At 65.0% G+C, this 15,395-nt stretch carries 15 protein-coding genes; 2 read left to right on the top strand and 13 right to left on the bottom strand.

The features are described 5' to 3' along the window. Together NBV68_RS10530 and NBV68_RS10535 are read right to left on the bottom strand one after the other, a co-directional pair. On the bottom strand, positions 1-424 hold a 424-nt coding region (locus NBV68_RS10530; RefSeq protein ID WP_296309628.1), incomplete at its 3' end, for a Wzz/FepE/Etk N-terminal domain-containing protein. 97 nt (positions 425-521) lie between these two features. Beyond that, entirely contained in the window at positions 522-1,247 is a 726-nt protein-coding gene (locus NBV68_RS10535) for a polysaccharide biosynthesis/export family protein (RefSeq protein ID WP_296309631.1), read from the bottom strand. Between the two features lie 331 nt (positions 1,248-1,578). On the opposite strand from NBV68_RS10535, the gene NBV68_RS10540 reads away from it, so the two are divergent. Further along, a complete protein-coding gene (locus NBV68_RS10540; RefSeq protein ID WP_296309634.1) occupies positions 1,579-1,992 on the top strand; it encodes a hypothetical protein in 414 nt (137 codons plus the stop codon). A 4-nt stretch (positions 1,993-1,996) separates the two neighbouring features. Here NBV68_RS10540 and wecB read toward each other — a convergent pair whose 3' ends face one another. The 11 genes from wecB to NBV68_RS10595 form a co-directional block, all read right to left on the bottom strand. After that, complete coding sequence (gene wecB, locus NBV68_RS10545; RefSeq protein WP_296309636.1) at positions 1,997-3,145, bottom strand: UDP-N-acetylglucosamine 2-epimerase (non-hydrolyzing); 1,149 nt, start codon at positions 3,143-3,145, stop codon at positions 1,997-1,999. After that, the gene (gene wecC / locus NBV68_RS10550) at positions 3,142-4,446 is read right to left on the bottom strand and encodes a UDP-N-acetyl-D-mannosamine dehydrogenase (RefSeq protein WP_296309639.1); all 1,305 of its coding nucleotides are present in this window, start codon (positions 4,444-4,446) and stop codon (positions 3,142-3,144) included. The genes wecB and wecC overlap by 4 nt, the downstream gene beginning before the upstream one ends. A 108-nt stretch (positions 4,447-4,554) precedes the next feature. Beyond that, positions 4,555-5,805 (bottom strand): glycosyltransferase family 4 protein, encoded by a 1,251-nt coding sequence (locus NBV68_RS10555; protein ID WP_296309642.1) that lies wholly within the window; start codon positions 5,803-5,805, stop codon positions 4,555-4,557. 2 nt (positions 5,806-5,807) lie between these two features. After that, a complete protein-coding gene (locus tag NBV68_RS10560; RefSeq protein WP_296309644.1) occupies positions 5,808-7,073 on the bottom strand; it encodes a nucleotide sugar dehydrogenase in 1,266 nt (421 codons plus the stop codon). A 108-nt stretch (positions 7,074-7,181) separates the two neighbouring features. Beyond that, positions 7,182-7,922 carry a 3'(2'),5'-bisphosphate nucleotidase CysQ gene (locus NBV68_RS10565; RefSeq protein WP_296309646.1) on the bottom strand — a complete coding sequence of 247 codons (741 nt, stop codon included), beginning with the start codon at positions 7,920-7,922 and terminating at the stop codon, positions 7,182-7,184. Between the two features lie 8 nt (positions 7,923-7,930). Further along, a complete protein-coding gene (gene cysN, locus NBV68_RS10570) occupies positions 7,931-9,844 on the bottom strand; it encodes a sulfate adenylyltransferase subunit CysN (RefSeq protein WP_296309647.1) in 1,914 nt (637 codons plus the stop codon). After that, positions 9,844-10,770, bottom strand: coding sequence for a sulfate adenylyltransferase subunit CysD (cysD, locus tag NBV68_RS10575; protein ID WP_296309649.1), 927 nt, complete (start codon positions 10,768-10,770; stop codon positions 9,844-9,846). The genes cysN and cysD overlap by 1 nt, the downstream gene beginning before the upstream one ends. Before the next feature lie 85 nt (positions 10,771-10,855). Next, positions 10,856-11,482, bottom strand: a complete 627-nt coding sequence (locus tag NBV68_RS10580; RefSeq protein ID WP_296309652.1) for an SIS domain-containing protein — start codon at positions 11,480-11,482, stop codon at positions 10,856-10,858. A gap of 12 nt (positions 11,483-11,494) precedes the next feature. Further along, a complete protein-coding gene (locus NBV68_RS10585; RefSeq protein ID WP_296309654.1) occupies positions 11,495-12,502 on the bottom strand; it encodes a hypothetical protein in 1,008 nt (335 codons plus the stop codon). A 69-nt stretch (positions 12,503-12,571) separates the two neighbouring features. Beyond that, complete coding sequence (locus NBV68_RS10590) at positions 12,572-13,912, bottom strand: HAD-IIIA family hydrolase (protein WP_296309655.1); 1,341 nt, start codon at positions 13,910-13,912, stop codon at positions 12,572-12,574. After that, positions 13,888-14,844 carry an NAD-dependent epimerase/dehydratase family protein gene (locus NBV68_RS10595; RefSeq protein WP_296309658.1) on the bottom strand — a complete coding sequence of 319 codons (957 nt, stop codon included), beginning with the start codon at positions 14,842-14,844 and terminating at the stop codon, positions 13,888-13,890. Before NBV68_RS10595 ends, NBV68_RS10590 begins: the two co-directional genes overlap by 25 nt. A 154-nt stretch (positions 14,845-14,998) precedes the next feature. On the opposite strand from NBV68_RS10595, the gene NBV68_RS10600 reads away from it, so the two are divergent. Beyond that, a partial coding sequence (locus tag NBV68_RS10600) for a hypothetical protein (protein WP_296309660.1) occupies positions 14,999-15,395 on the top strand: 397 nt, incomplete at its 3' end.

The following is a 15,395-nucleotide window of genomic DNA, read 5'->3' on the forward strand; positions in this document are numbered from 1 at the left end:
TCTCCGCACCCAGCAGGTCGGTGCGCTTGCCGAAGCCGAGTTCACGTGCAACCTGCTCGGCAAGATTGCGGCTCTGCAGGATCTCGACCTGGGTCTGCATCAGCGTATCGACCTCGGAAGCCGACACGATCTGCGAGTCGACGTCCTGACCCTCGATGATCGTATTGCCCCACGGGGCAACCCGAACCGTCGACGTCGCAACGTAGGTGGGCGGGGTGAGCAGGGTCATGGCCACGCCCCCCATCACCGCGAGCGCGACGATCACGGCGATCAGCCAGCGCTGGCGGAACAGCGCGCCGCGCAGCCAGGCGATGTCGATGCGGGGGCCTTTGGTCGTGACGGGTTCGGGGGCCGGCAAATACTGATCGACCCACAGGCTGCCGCCAGTGGGTTCCGGTGCTCCGATAATTGAACGCTCGTTCATCTAGTCACTATCCATCTGCGGGCGCCATCGGGCTGGCCGTCTGGCGACCAACCCGTGCACTCATGTATTCCAGCCGCGCGCCCGGAGAGGGAGCGGCTTATTTCAACCCCGCGACGGCAAACACGCCGAACGCAGGCAGGGCCTTGATCAGGTCTTCCCAGAACACCGACAGGCCATCGGTGCCCATCACCAACCGGTCGCCGGGCTGGAGAACCGGATCGAGCATCGTGCCCTGGCGCACCTGTCCGTAATCGAACTTGGCCACCATGATGCCCTCGGGGCTTTCGCGGAACACTGCCACCTGGTCAATCTTGGCGCTGCGCTTGGGACCGGAGGCCAGCGCGACGGCAGTCGACAGGCGCGCGCCCGGCTGGAAGCTGTAGACGCCCGGCTTTTCGACCGCACCCTCGACCGTGACGAGGTGGGAAGCGAACTCGGTGACGTTCACGCTGACCATCGGCGACTTGAGGCCGAGCGCAGCGAAGCGCCGGGTGAGGTCCTGTTCGAACTGCTTGGCGGTCATGCCGGCGGCCGGGATCGAACCCAGCATCGGCAGCGAGACATTGCCCTCGACCCCGATTCGGAGCGTCTCTGCCGAGAGGTCAGGTTCGCGGAACACCGTGACGGAAATCTTGTCGGTCGGGCGCATCAGATAAATGTCCGGGCGGCTGACGCTGTAGCCAGCCTGCCCGAGATCGGCGTTTGGTTGCGATGCGGCGACGCCGATGGCCGGTTCGGGGCTCGAGGCACAGCCTGAGAGTGCCAACCCCGTCACCACGCACAGCGCCACGCCCAGTCCAGCCTTGTACTCGCGTTGCTTCACCAGTCCCTCCTTCAAAGCCCCAGACGGCTTAGACGCTCCATTTCTGCGGTGCAACATCATAAGGCGGCCGGCGCGGCAAGCGGCGCGTGCAGCACGACGCTACTTTCGCCCCGCGCAATGATGATGCAAGAGGCGCAGTCTGCGTGGGTTGTCGCGAGGTTTCGCACAACCCATCCCCAAGCCGGAGCATGATTTGATGTCCGCTCAAGTCCCATCGATCTTCAGCCTGGGGGCTGCGGGTCTCTATGTTGTCGTTCTGCTGGTCTGCCTCCTGTCCGCTTTAACGGCCGGCCGACAGCGGCAGCCCGGTGCACACCGGCGGATGTGGACCATGATCGCCTTCGCGTTCGGGGCCTTCGCCCTCATCCGGATCGGCGGTTTCGAGGAGCAATTGCGCGATTTCCTTCGCGCCGAACTGCGCACCGGGGGAGGCTACGACGAGCGGCGCACCATCCAGCGCTATGTCGCCTTCTCCGTCATAGCGGTTGTGGGAGGGCTTTTCATGTGGGAGCTGTTCCGGCAATCGCGCGGCCTGCGGGGGCGACGCAACATCGCCCTGTTTGCGGCCTTTGCCGCGCTGGCGATGATGGTGATGCTGATCGGCCTGCGGATCGTTTCGCTGCACCAGATCGACGTGCTGCTCTACGGCCCGACCAAACTCAACTGGTTCATCGACATCGGGGCAACACTCACGGTGCTGGCGTCCGCCGCGCTCTATATCCGGCTGGTCTCGCGGCGGGCCTGACCGGTCAGTGCCGCGCGCCGACGAGCTGCGCGATCTTGTGGCTGGCGGTGCCGTCACCATAGGGGTTGTGCGCGGTCGCCATCCAGCGATAGGCTTCCGGATCGTCGAGCAGCCTCTCTGTTTCCCCAAGGATAACAGCCGCATCCGCTCCGACCAGTCGCGCCGTTCCGGCTGTCACACCCTCGGGCCGCTCGGTCGTGTCGCGCATCACCAGCACGGGCTTGCCGAGGCTCGGCGCTTCCTCCTGGATGCCGCCGGAGTCCGTCAACACGATGTCGCTCGCCGCCATCATCGCCACGAAATCAAGGTAGTCGAGCGGCTCGATCAAGGCGATATTGTCATAGCCCGCCAGCGCCGGACGCATCACTCCGCCGACGTTGGGGTTGGGGTGCAGCGGGTAGATGATCGCGACATCATCGCGCGCCGCAAGCGCTTGCAATCCCTTGGCAATCTCGTGCATCCCGGCCCCGAAATTCTCGCGGCGGTGGGCGGTGACGGCGATGATCCGTTTGCCCGCGAAGCGCGCCTTGAGCGATGCGATGGCAGGGGCAAGCGAGGGGTCGGCGGCGATCCGGCCTTGCGCGAACAGCAGCGCGTCGATCACCGTGTTGCCGGTCACGTGGATCGCATTTTCATGAACGTTTTCAGAACGCAAAGCCGCCGCTGCCGTCTCAGTAGGAGCGAAGTGCAGATCGGTGATGACGCCGGTGACCTTGCGGTTCACCTCCTCGGGCCAGGGCGAATAAATGTCGCCGCTGCGCAGGCCCGCCTCGACATGGCCCACCGGAATGCGCCGGAAATAGCACGCCAGCGAGGCCATCATTGTGGTCAACGTGTCGCCATGTACCAGCACACGATCAGGCAACAACCCGTCCAAGACCGCACCAAAACGCGTCAGGATGCGGCTCGCCAAACCGTCGAGCGACTGGTCGGGCTGCATCAGGTCGAGATCGACGTCGGGCACCAGCCCGGCCAGCGCCAGCACAGAATCGAGCAGTTCGCGGTGCTGCGCGGTGACCACAACCTTCACATCGAACAAGCCGGTCTCGCGCAGCGCGAAGACCACCGGGAACATCTTGATCGCTTCGGGCCGGGTGCCGAAGGTCACCACAATGCGCGGTTTCGTCGCGCCCGAACCTGTGGCGGACGTCATCGCCGGAGCATGCCCCGCGTGTCGAACACGAGCTTGCCCGCGAGATGCCCGGGCCCGAGATGCTTGAAGGCGGTGTGATCGACCAGCACCACCACAATCTCCGCCTGCCTGAGGCCGGCGTCAAGCGTCACCAGTTCGGCGCCCGTTCCGGCGAAAGCCTTCGGCAGTTCGTCGGTGAAGGGCTCGACCACGAGGATGCGCTTCCCGTGGGTGTGCGCCAGCGCCTCGGCGATCTCGAGCGCCGGGCTTTCGCGGAAGTCGTCGATGTCGGGCTTGAAGGCGAGGCCGAGCAGCGCGACCTTACCGTCCGGCGCAGCATCGAGCAGCGCGCGGATCTTGCCTTCGGTGTGGACTGCCTTGTGGTCGTTCACCTCGCGCGCGGTGCGCACAAGGCGTGCGGCCGAGGGTGCGCCCGCCACCAGGAACCACGGGTCGACCGCGATGCAATGCCCGCCGACGCCGGGGCCGGGTTGCAGGATGTTGACTCGCGGGTGGCGGTTGGCGAGGCGGATCACCTCCCACACATCGACCCCGATCACGTCGGCGATCATCGAGAGTTCGTTGGCAAAGGCGATGTTGACGTCGCGGAACGAGTTCTCGACCAGCTTGACCGTCTCGGCCACGCGCGCGGTGGTGTAGAGGCAGTCGCCCTTGACGAAGCTGGTGTAGAGCACCGCCGCACGCTCGGCGCAGGCAGGGGTGACGCCGCCGATCACGCGGTCGTTGTGGACGAGTTCGTTTACGATCCGCCCCGGCAGCACGCGCTCGGGGCAATAGGCGAGCGCGATGTCCGCTTCGTCATCGCTGCCATCGCGCGGCACCACCAGATCGGGGCGCAGCTCGGCAATGATTTGGGCGACCCGCTCGGTGGTGCCGACCGGCGAGGTGCTCTCGATAATGACGCAGGCGCCGGGCAGGATCCTAGGCGCGATCGCGCGCGCGGCGGCCTCGACATAGGTGATGTCGGGGGTGTTGTTGTCGCCCAGCGGGGTAGGCACAGCGATCATGTAGAAGCTGGCGGTGGGGACTTGCGTAGAGGCGGTCAGCGTCTGCGCGGTGATCGCGTCATGCACCAGCTTGTCGAGATCGCGCTCTTCGATATGCACGCCGCCCGCATTGACGGTGTCGACCACCCGCTGCGACACATCCACGCCGCACACGCTCCAGCCATAGGAGGCGAGCAGGGCGGCGGTGGGCAGGCCGATATAGCCAAGGCCGATCACCGCGACCTGATGGTCGGGCGCGGGGTGGGCCAGAGCCTTGCGTCCGAGCGCGGCGGTGGCATCGAAAGGAGCGTTCATGCGGTCAAGGTCCCGGTTCTCGGGAGCCGTGATGGCCGCAAAGCCATTAAAATCGCGTTAGGCTTGCCGCTATTTTACCATGTGGCGCCAAGCTGATCCCCGGGCGGCTTACTTCGCCAGCGCCTGGGTGTAGGCGGCAAGCAGGGGCGTGATCTGGTGCTGCCAGTTGAGTTCGCTCACCACCCGCTCGCGTCCATAGGCGCCCATGCGCTCGCGGGCGGCCGGGTCATCGACAAGCGCCACGATCTTTTCGGCCATGTCCACCGGATTGTTCGCTTCGGCATAGAGCGAGGCGTCCTGCGCCGAAAAGCGCCCCTCGGTGACGTCGAACTGCACCATCGCCTTGCCGAGGCTCATGTATTCCATGATCTTGTTCATGGTCGACTTGTCGTTCATCGCGTTGACGCGGTCGGGGTTGACGCCGAGGTCCATGGTCGAGAGCACCTCGAACAGGTCGGCATCTGGCGCGCGGCCGGTGAAGGTGATGAAGTCGCCGAGGCCGCGGCTGGCGGTGAGGTCCTTGAGTTCGGCCAATGCAGGCCCACCGCCGACCAGCACGAACTGGATGTCCTCGCGCTTCATGTGGCGCACGATGTGCTCGACGGCGTCGATCAGCAGGTCGATGCCCTCCTGCTCGCCCATCACCCCGACATAGCCGACCATGTGCGCGCGGCCGTTCTTCCAGCGCTCCACAGGGGCCACGCGCTTCAGCTTGGAGAGGTCGGGGCCGGAGCGCACCACATGGACGCGATCCGGCTTCATCCCGCCGCGCTCGATGGCGATTTTCCGGTAGGAATGGTTGGTCGCAATCGAGACATCCGCCGCCTTGAAGGTCAGCTTTTCGAACAGCACCATCAGCTTCCAGAAGAACCCGCGCTTGTTGAACTTGGCTTCGTAGAGCTCAGGGTTAATGTCGTGGTGGTCGAAGATGTATCGCACGCCAAACAATTTGAATGGCAGCGCGACGAGGAAGATCAGGTCGGGCGGATTGCAGCCCTGGATCACGTCGATGCGGCGCTTCATGTGGATCTTCCACGCCAGCACCGTCTCCCAGAACAGCGCCGCGCCATATTCGGCAAGGAAGCCGATCGCGCCCTTGGCTTCCAGCGGCAGCGGGTGGCGGTGGATGTCGATCCCCTCGATCACCTCGAAGCGGCTCTCGTAGCCCTTGCCGGTGGGACAGATGATCGAGACATGCGCGCCTGCCGCTTTCAGCGTGCGCGCCTCCTGCCACACCCGCCGGTCGAAGGGCAGGGGCAGGTTCTCGACCACGATAAGGACATGGCGGCCCTTGAGGGGCTCGCCCTCGATGACCGCGGGGATGCCTTCTTCGGCGTTGAGGGTCGCGGGGGCGTTCATCGTCAGGCGATGGTGCTGGTGTCGACGACCTTGGCCGGATCGACCGCAAGGGTATCGATCAGGCGGTTGGTGGCGATGATCCGGGCGTAATCGCGGCTTTCTGCGGCCTCCTTGGTCACCATCAGCCCGTCGATGCGCGGCAGCACCGAATAGGCATAGCCGAGGTTCTGGCCGACGAGATTGTCGGGCGCGACCTTGGGGTCGTAGATGTCGACGTCATAGCCTGCCTCCAGCAGCTTCCTCGCCATGTCGACCGCCGGGCTTTCGCGCAGATCGTCAGTTTCGAGCTTGAAGGCGAGGCCGACCAGCAGCACCTTCGCCCCCGGCTCGATGCCAGCGGTGGCGTGCAGGAACTGGTGGTGCTTGTGCGCCTCGTTCGAGCGGATCAGCGCGTCCACCAGGTGGGTCGCCGAGCCGGTATCGGCGGCGATGTACTGGAGCGCGCGCACGTCCTTGGGGAGGCACGATCCGCCGAAGGCGCCGCCGGGCCGGGTGTAATAGGCACTGAGGTTGAGCTTGGTGTCGCTCTTGAAGATCGCGTGGACTTCCTTGGCCGAGATGCCGAGGTTCTGGCACACCCGCCCGATTTCGTTGGCGAAGGCGACCTTCACCGCGTGCCAGGAATTGTCGACGAACTTGGTGATCTCGGCCTCTCGCAGGCCCACTTCGAAGACCGGCGCCTCTATCCCTGCGTTGAGCTTTGCCATGTTGGCCGAGGGCTTTCCGCCAAGCGTGCCGATGACGATCTTGGGGGGGTGGAAAAAGTCATCGATCGCGGTGGCTTCGCGCAGGAATTCGGGGTTGTAGACTAGTTCGACCGCGCTTTGCGCCGCATCGCCGAGGTGGCTCTGGAGGATCGGCCAGATGATGTTCTCGCACGAACCGGGGCGCATGGTCGAGCGGTAGGCGAGGGTCAGCGGGGCCTTGCGGTCGGGCTTCACTGCGGCGGCGATCGCGCGGGTGACCTGCGCGATGTAGCTCATGTTGTGCGCGCCATCGACACCGCTCGGCGTGCCGACGCAGACGATGGCGATGTCGGCATCGTCGAGTTCGTTCGCGAGTTTCGTGGTCGCCGCGACCCGGCCATCGGCATGGGCGGCGGCGAGCAGATCGTCGAGCCCGGGTTCGTAGACCGGCGCGCGGCCTTCATTGAGGGCGGCGACCTTGGCCTCGCTGACGTCGACCCCGATGATCGTGTGGCCCTGGCTGGCGATGCAGCCCGCCGCAGTCGAGCCGACGTAACCCAGTCCGAAAATGGCAACTTTCACGATCAATCCCCCAAAAGGTGCGACCCTCCGGACACGGCATCGGGTAGCAAGTGCCTCGGCGTGTTGCAATGCACAAGAGCGTCGCCGCGGCGCCCTTGGACGGTCGCGTCAGGCGAGGTGTTTCGCCGTTTCGGTCAGCACCCGCTCGGCCCATTCGGGGCGGCAGATGAGCAGGTCGGGCATGTAGGTGTCAGCCTGATTGTAGACGAGCGGGCTGCCGTCGATTCGCGAACAATGGAGCCCGTGCGCGGCGGCGACTGCGGCCGGCGCGCAGCTGTCCCATTCGTACTGGCCGCCCGAATGGAGATAGACCTCGGCATGGCCCAGAACCACAGCCATCGCCTTGGCGCCGGCGCTGCCCATCGGCACCAGCTCGCCCCCGAGCGCGGCGGCAACCGCCTGCGCCTCGGCAGCAGGCCGCGTGCGGCTGACGAGGAAGCGCGGGCGTTCCGCCATTGCAGCCAGCGCCTGCGGCTGGTCGGTCCGCAGCACCATGCCGCCATCGAGGCCCGGCAGCGCGACCGCACCAATGGTAGCGACGCCGTCTATGGCGAGCGCGACATGCACCGCCCAGTCGGCGCGCGCCTCGCCATATTCGCGCGTGCCATCGACCGGATCGACGATCCACACGCGGCTCTTGTCGAGGCGCGCGGGGTTGTCCTTCTCTTCCTCGGAAAGCAGGCCGTCATCGGGGCGAAGGTGCCGAAGCGCGTGACACAGGAACTGGTTGGCGGTGGCATCTCCCGCCTTGCCGAGCGCCTTTCCATCGAACACCCCGCTCCCCCGGACGTCCAGCAGCAGGCGCCCCGCCTCGGCGGCAAGACGGGCGGCGAGTTCGGCATCGGTCATCGCGGCGCTCACTTGAGGGGGAGGATCTGCTGGATGATGTAACGCGCCGCCTCTTCGGGCGTCATGTCCACCGTGTTAACGCGGATCTCCGGGCGTTCGGGCGCTTCGTAGGGGCTGTCGATCCCGGTGAAGTTCTTTAGCTCGCCGGCACGCGCCTTCTTATAGAGCCCCTTGACGTCACGTCTTTCGGCAACATCGAGCGGGGTGTCGACGAATATCTCGATGAACTCGCCTTCCGGCAGCATCTTGCGCACCATCTCGCGCTCGGCGCGGAACGGGCTGATGAAGGCGGTAAGCACGATCAGCCCGGCATCCACCATCAGCTTGGCGACCTCGCCCACGCGGCGAATGTTCTCGATCCGATCGGTCTCGGTGAAGCCTAGGTCACGGTTGAGCCCGTGGCGCACGTTGTCGCCATCCAGCAGGAAAGTGTGGCGGTTCATCAGGAACAGCTGCTTTTCGACCTCGTTGGCGATGGTCGACTTGCCGCTTCCCGACAGGCCGGTGAACCACAGCACCCGCGGGGTCTGGTTCTTCATTCCCGCGTGATCCTCACGGGTGATCGCGACCGGCTGCCAGTGGACATTGTCCGCGCGGCGCAGGCTGAAGTCGATCATCCCGGCGGCCACGGTGGCGTTGGAGAACTTGTCGATCAGGATGAACCCGCCAAGCTGGCGGTTGTCGGCATAGGGCTCGAAAACGATCGGGCGGTCAGTCGCGAATTCGGCGACACCGATGCCGTTGAGCGCCAGCGTCTTGGCCGCCAGATGCTCAAGGCTGTTGATGTCGATCTCGTATTCGGGCTGCTGGACGGTCGCGGTGACCATCTGCGTGCCGAGCTTGAGCCAGTAACCACGTCCGGGCTTCATCGCCTCCTCGTCCATCCACACCAGAGTGGCGCGGAACTGGTCGGACGCCTGCGGAGGATCGCCGGCCGCCGCGATCAGATCACCGCGGCTGCAATCGACCTCGTCGGTGAGGGTGAGGGTGACCGACTGGCCCGCGACCGCCTCATCGCGCTCGCCCTCGAAGGTCACGATCGATTTGACAGTGCTGGTCTTGCCCGACGGCACGATCCGCACCGGATCGCCCGGACGAATGGTGCCGCTGGCGATCTGCCCAGCAAAGCCGCGGAAGTCGAGATTGGGGCGGTTGACCCACTGCACCGGCAGCCGGAACGGCTGCTCTTGCGCAGCCGCCGCATCGACTTCTACGCTCTCTAGGTGCTCGATCAGTGCCGGGCCGTCATACCAGGGCGTGTTCGCCGAAGGCGCCTGCGTTATGTTGTCGCCCTTGAAGCCCGAGATGGGGATCGCGGTGAACTGTTCGATGCCGATGCTCTTGGCGAAGGTGCGATAGTCCGCAAGGATATGCTCGAAGGTCGATTGGTCGTAGCCGACGAGGTCCATCTTGTTCACCGCCAGCACGACGTGGCGGATGCCGAGCAGGTGGACGAGGTATGAGTGCCGCCGGGTCTGCTGGAGCACGCCCTTGCGCGCATCGATCAGGATCACCGCGAGGTCGGCGGTCGAGGCGCCGGTGACCATGTTGCGGGTGTATTGTTCATGCCCCGGCGTGTCGGCGACGATGAACTTGCGCTTTTCCGTCGTAAAGAAGCGGTAGGCGACGTCGATCGTGATCCCCTGCTCGCGCTCGGCGGCGAGGCCATCGACCAGCAGGGCGAAGTCGATCTCCTGCCCTTGTGTCCCGTGCTTGATGCTGTCGCTTTCGAGCGCGGCGAGCTGATCCTCGAAGATCATCTTGGAATCGTAGAGCAGCCGCCCGATCAGGGTCGACTTGCCATCATCCACGCTGCCGCAGGTAATGAAGCGCAGCAGGCTCTTGTGCTGGTGCGCATCGAGATAGGCGTCGATATCCTCGGCGATGAGGCTATCGGTCTGGAAGCTGGAGGGGGTGTCCATCAGAAGTAACCTTCCTGCTTCTTGTCTTCCATGCTCGCCGACTGGCCCTTGTCGATCGCGCGGCCCTGTCGTTCCGAGCCGGTGGCGAGCAGCATTTCCTGGATGATGTGGTTCATCTCGGTCGCGTCGCTCACCGTCGCGCCGGTCAGCGGGTAGCAGCCCAGCGTGCGGAAGCGGACCGAGCGGGTCACTGGCTCCTCGCCGGGTTCGAGCCGGAAGCGTTGGTCATCCACCACCAGGATCATCCCGTCACGCTCCACAGTGGGGCGCGGCTTGGAGAAATAGAGCGGCACGATGTCGATGTTCTCGAGCGCGATGTATTGCCAGATGTCGAGTTCGGTCCAGTTCGAGATCGGGAAGACGCGGATGCTTTCGCCCTTCGCCTTTTTCGCGTTGTAGAGGTTCCAGAGTTCCGGACGCTGCTGCTTGGGATCCCAGCGGTGGGCGGCGCTGCGGAAGCTGAAGATGCGCTCCTTGGCGCGCGCCTTCTCCTCGTCACGCCGCCCGCCGCCGAATGCTGCATCGAAACCGTGGGCGGTTAGCGCGCGCTTCAACGGATCGGTCAGCTGCGCCTGGCTGTAGAGCGCGCTTCCAGTGTCGAAGGGGTTGATCCCTTGCGCCTCGGCATCTTCGTTCTGGGCGATGATCAGCTTCAGGCCATATTCGCGTACGGTCTTGTCGCGGTGCGCGAGCAGGTCGGAAAAGTCCCACCCGCTTGCCACGTGCAGCATCGGGAAAGGCGGCGGGGCCGGATAGAAGGCCTTGCGCGCGAGGTGCAGCATGACTGAGCTGTCCTTGCCGACGGAATAAAGCATCACCGGGTTTTCTGCCTCGGCAACGACTTCGCGGAAAATGTGGATGCTCTCGGCTTCGAGCCGCTCAAGATGGGTCAGACTTCGCATGGCGGGGGGTGCTACACGCTGCACTGCACAAGACAAGCAAATTCCCGTAAGTGCAGCTATGGTAAAACTTCGCCCCTGCACCGGATGTCCGGCGCAGGGGCAGGCGGTATCAGAACTTGATTTCGGGCAGCCGCGCCGGATCGGTGATGTGCTTCTGGCGCGTGTATTGCGCCAGCAGGTGCATCAGCGACTGGTGCAGGTCTTCGATGATGCCGTAATTGTCGGCCTCGACGTGCAGGCTGATATCGGCCAATTCGCGCGACTTGCCCCCCGAAAAGCCCGTCATGGCGATCGAGGTCACGCCGTTTTCCTTCGCCCATTCGAGCGCGGTGACGATGTTGGGCGATCCGCCCGAGGAACTGATCACGATCAGCAGATCGCCGGGATGGGCGAGCGATTCCAGCTGGAAGCGGAAAATCTGATCATAGCCGATATCATTGCCGATCGCAGTGATGATCTCGATGTTCGAGGACAGGCTGACGACCTGCGGCTTGAGCGTCGAATCCGTGCGGATACCCTTCACGCAATCGCACACGAGGTGGTTGGAGATCGCTGCCGATCCGCCGTTGCCGCAGCAGTAGATGCGCTTGCCGGCCGCCGCGGTCTCGGCGATCAGGCGCGCGGCGCGCTCCACGGCGTCGCGGTCGATGGTCTTGCTGGCTGCGGCAAGGCGGGTGAAGTATTCGTCGGCATAGGTGCCGGCCTGATCGATCTGCTGCGAGGGGAAATTGTCCATGTGCGGGGCTCCTTAGGCCTGATGGCCGGTGTGGCTGGAAGGCTGGTAGAAAACGATGCTGGTGCCGTTCTTGTCGAAGCGGAAAGGCACTTCACGCAAATCCCCGAGCGCCTTGCGCAGATCGCTCTGGCGATCCTGGGGGACGGAGAAGACCATGAACCCGCCGCCGCCCGCGCCGAGCAGCTTGCCACCGGTCGCGCCGTTGGCCATCGCGGTCCGGTAGACTTCGTCGATCATGGCGTTGGAGATGCCGCCGGTCAGCTGGCGCTTGAGCTCCCAGTTTTCGTGCAGGATCTCGCCCACCGACTGCGCGTGGCCTTTCGCCAGCTCGTCGCGCAGGGTGTAGACGAGGCCGACCATCTGGCGCAGCGCCTGCTTCTTGTCGAGGCTCGCCCCGACATCGCGCGCCTGCTGTTCGAGGATCTTCGATGCCGAGCGGTCGCCGCCGATGTAGAACATCACCATGTCCGCCTCGACCTGCTGGATCGTGCCCGGCGGGGCGACGATCGGGGCGAGGGTGACGCTGTCATCGGGGTGGAACTCGATCACGTTGAGCCCGCCCGCGGCGGCGGCATACTGGTCCTGCTTGCCGATCGGCTCGCCGCACATGTCGAGCTCGACCTCGCAGGCCTCGCGGCCCAGATCGAGCTTGGACTTGTAGGCGCCCCGGAAGGCGTAGAGCGCATGCAGCAGCCCGACCGTGAACGAGCTCGACGAACCCATGCCGCTCCCGCGCGAGGGGATGTCGGCGATCGAGGTGATCTCGACGCCCGACGTGATGCCGGTCTTCTCCAGCCCCGCCTTGACCAGCGCATGCTCGATCTCGCGCGCATGGCCGACGATCTCGGTGCGCGAATAGGAAAGGCGGATGCCTTCCTCGAACCGCTGGTTGACGGTGACGTAGACGAATTTGTCGATCGAGGTGCTGAGCACCGCGCCGCCCTCTTCGCGGTAATAGGAAGGCAGATCGCTGCCCCCGCCCACGAAGCTCAGGCGCAGGGGCGTTTTGCTGATGATCATAGATACTCCACATTGGCAGCCCCTTGGAGGACTGTCCCGACCGGAAGGCAGGCCAACAAGCCCGCCCGTTTATGCGACCCGATCAAGTATCAATGCGACAGCTTCGCGAAGGCTGGGCGCAACGAAGGTGGGCTGCGCGTCATATTTGCCGTCGCGCCCGCCGAAGCCAGTTTCAACCAGCACCGAACTCATCCCGCAGCGCCGGGCAAGCTCGATGTCGGTGGTCATATCGCCGATGTACCATGATGCGGCAACGTCGATGTTGAGATCGGCCGCAGCCTTGTCGATCATCCCGCGCGCCGGCTTGCGGCAATCGCAGACGATCTTGAGCTCCGCGCGCTCGCCCGCAAAGCCCTTGTCGGGGTGGTGCGGGCAGAAATAGAGCGCATCGACATAGGCCCCTTGCGCGCCGAGTAGCGTGTCGAGCCGGTTGTGAACCTGCTGCAACTCGGCCTCGGTCGCCTCGCCGCGCGCAACGACCGGCTGGTTGGTGATGATCACCGTGCGGAAATGGGTGCGGTTCAGCAGCCGCAGCGCCTCGGCCGCGCCCTCGATCAGCACCACCTGATCAGGGTGCGCAATATAGCTTCGTTCCTCGTTGATCACGCCGTCCCGGTCGATGAACACCGCGGGCGACGGCGTGCGCAGCGACAGCGCCGCGACCCGGCCCGTGCGCAGGTCCTTGCCGGTCTTCTCCAGCCTTTCGGGGGTGCCGGCGTCCTTGATGTATTCGGGGCTGCGATAGCCCAGCAGGCGCATGCCCTGATCCAGCATCCGCGCGAACACATGCTTGCCGAAATCGGGTTTCTCGGGAAGCGTCTCGGTCTGATCGAGCGCGGCGAGCGCGCGCTTCTCGAGGATGTAGAGCCCGGCGTTGACAAGATTGGGCAAGTCCTTGCCCGGGGCATGCGGATAGCCGTGGATGGCGAGCACCGTGCCAGCCGCATCGACCTCGACGATGTCCGAATCCGCCGGGTGATCATTGGGGTGGACTAGCAGCGTCGCATCCGGACGGGCGGCCTCATGCGCGCGGGCCATGGTCGGCAGATCGACGTCGAGAACCGTGTCGCCGTAAAGCACGAAGAAGCTCTCGGCGAGGTGCGGCAGGGCATCGAGCACCGCGCCCGCGGTGCCGCGCGCGCGCTCTTCCTCGATGCAGGTGACGGCCAGGCCCCAGCGCGAGCCGTCACCGCAGAAGTCGCGGATCGCCTCGGCGCGGTAGCTGCACAGCACGACCACGTCGGTGACGCCGCTCAGCGAGAGCAGTTCAAGCTGGCGCTCGAGCAGGGGCTTGCCGTCGGCCGGCGCCAGCGGCTTGGGCAGATCCCCCGTTATCGCCTTGAGCCGAGTCCCCATTCCCCCCGCAAGGATGACCGCCTGCCGCACTAAAGCCCCCGTTCCTGACAACATTCCGCAACCGCCCGTAGCATCGCATCATGCGATGACAGTTTCGGGCTCCAGCCCAGATCGGCAAGCTTTTGCGTCGAATAGGCAAAGCGAGGGACGTCGCCAACCCAGCCACGATCCCCGCCCGTATAGGCGATGCGCGCAAGGCCGCCAGCCCGCTCGATCACGGCAGCGGCGATGTCGGCCACGCTGACCCCGCTGTCTTCGGGGCCGATATTGTAGAGGTGGCGGCCCGGCGTTTCCGCCGTTGCGTCGACGATGAACAGCATCGCCTCGATCAGTTCGGCGACATGCAGATAGGGCTTCTGCTGCGTGCCGTTGCCGAGCACGGTGAGCACCTCGCGGTCGGCGAGCAGCTTGCCGCAGAAGTCGTAGATTACGCCATGGGTAGCGCGCGCGCCGATCACGTTGGGAAAGCGCATGATCCAGGCGGCATCGATAAAGGTCTCCGCCGCGGCGCTGATCGCCGCTTCGGCGGCCAGCTTCATCGCTCCGTAGTTCGATATCGGCAGCAGCGGCCCGGTGGTCTCGACAAGGGTCTCGTCAAGTTCGCCATAGACCGCCGAGGTGGAGGCGAAGACGAACCGGCGCGCGTGGCAAGCCCTTGCCAGTGCCAGCGCGGTGCGGGTGGTCTGGAAGGTGTCGCGAAAGTCTATGCCGTCGTCATCGACGCCTGCGGCAATGTCGGAATTGGCGGCCATGTGCCAGACCATGTCGAACGGGCCAAGGGCGGGGAGCGCCGCGGGGAGAGCCTCCGGATCGCCAAGCTCGGCTTCGATGAAGGTGAAGCCTTCGTTCGCAAGTGCAGCAGAGAGATTCGCGCGCCGCCCGCGCACCAGGTTGTCGGTGCCGACTACGTTTGCTCCGCGCGCCAGGAGAGCATCGACCAGATGGCTCCCGATAAACCCGGCAGAGCCCGTTACCAGCATTTTCATGGTCAACTCTTTGGGGCTTTTTTTGCGGTGCAGCACGGCCTATAGGTCAATCACCAAGGGGGAACAAGGGGGTTGGTCGACCCTCCCCGCAGGCCTCATGTCGGGCATTCGCGCCAGCGCGCGGGGGCCGGAATTTCCGCCGCGAAAGGCTCGGATGAAGACGATCGTTCACATCAGCTGCGACTTCCCCGATCCGATCGTGTCGGCCAAGACTCAAGGGGTGATCAGCTTCGTCGACAGCACGGCGGGCTTCCGCCACGTCGTCTATTCGCTGAACCGCGCGAACTGGCGCACCAACCTCGTCGCACTCGATTTCGCGCCCGATCGCACGGCTATCGCCTATGGCGCGCCGCCCAAGGGGCTGATGCTCGAGACGCGGCTTGCGCCGGTCGCCGACTACATCCGCGCCGATCTGGCGAAGAAGGGGATCGCGCCCGATCTGTTTCACGCTCACAAGTTGACGGTCGAGGGTCTGCTGGCGCATCGCCTCTCGGGCGAGTTCGGCGTGCCCTATATCGCCAATATCTGGGGCGATACCGACATCAAGTTCA

The sequence above is a fragment of the Erythrobacter sp. genome (assembly GCF_023653175.1).
In the GTDB taxonomy this organism is placed as follows: Bacteria; Pseudomonadota; Alphaproteobacteria; order Sphingomonadales; family Sphingomonadaceae; genus Erythrobacter.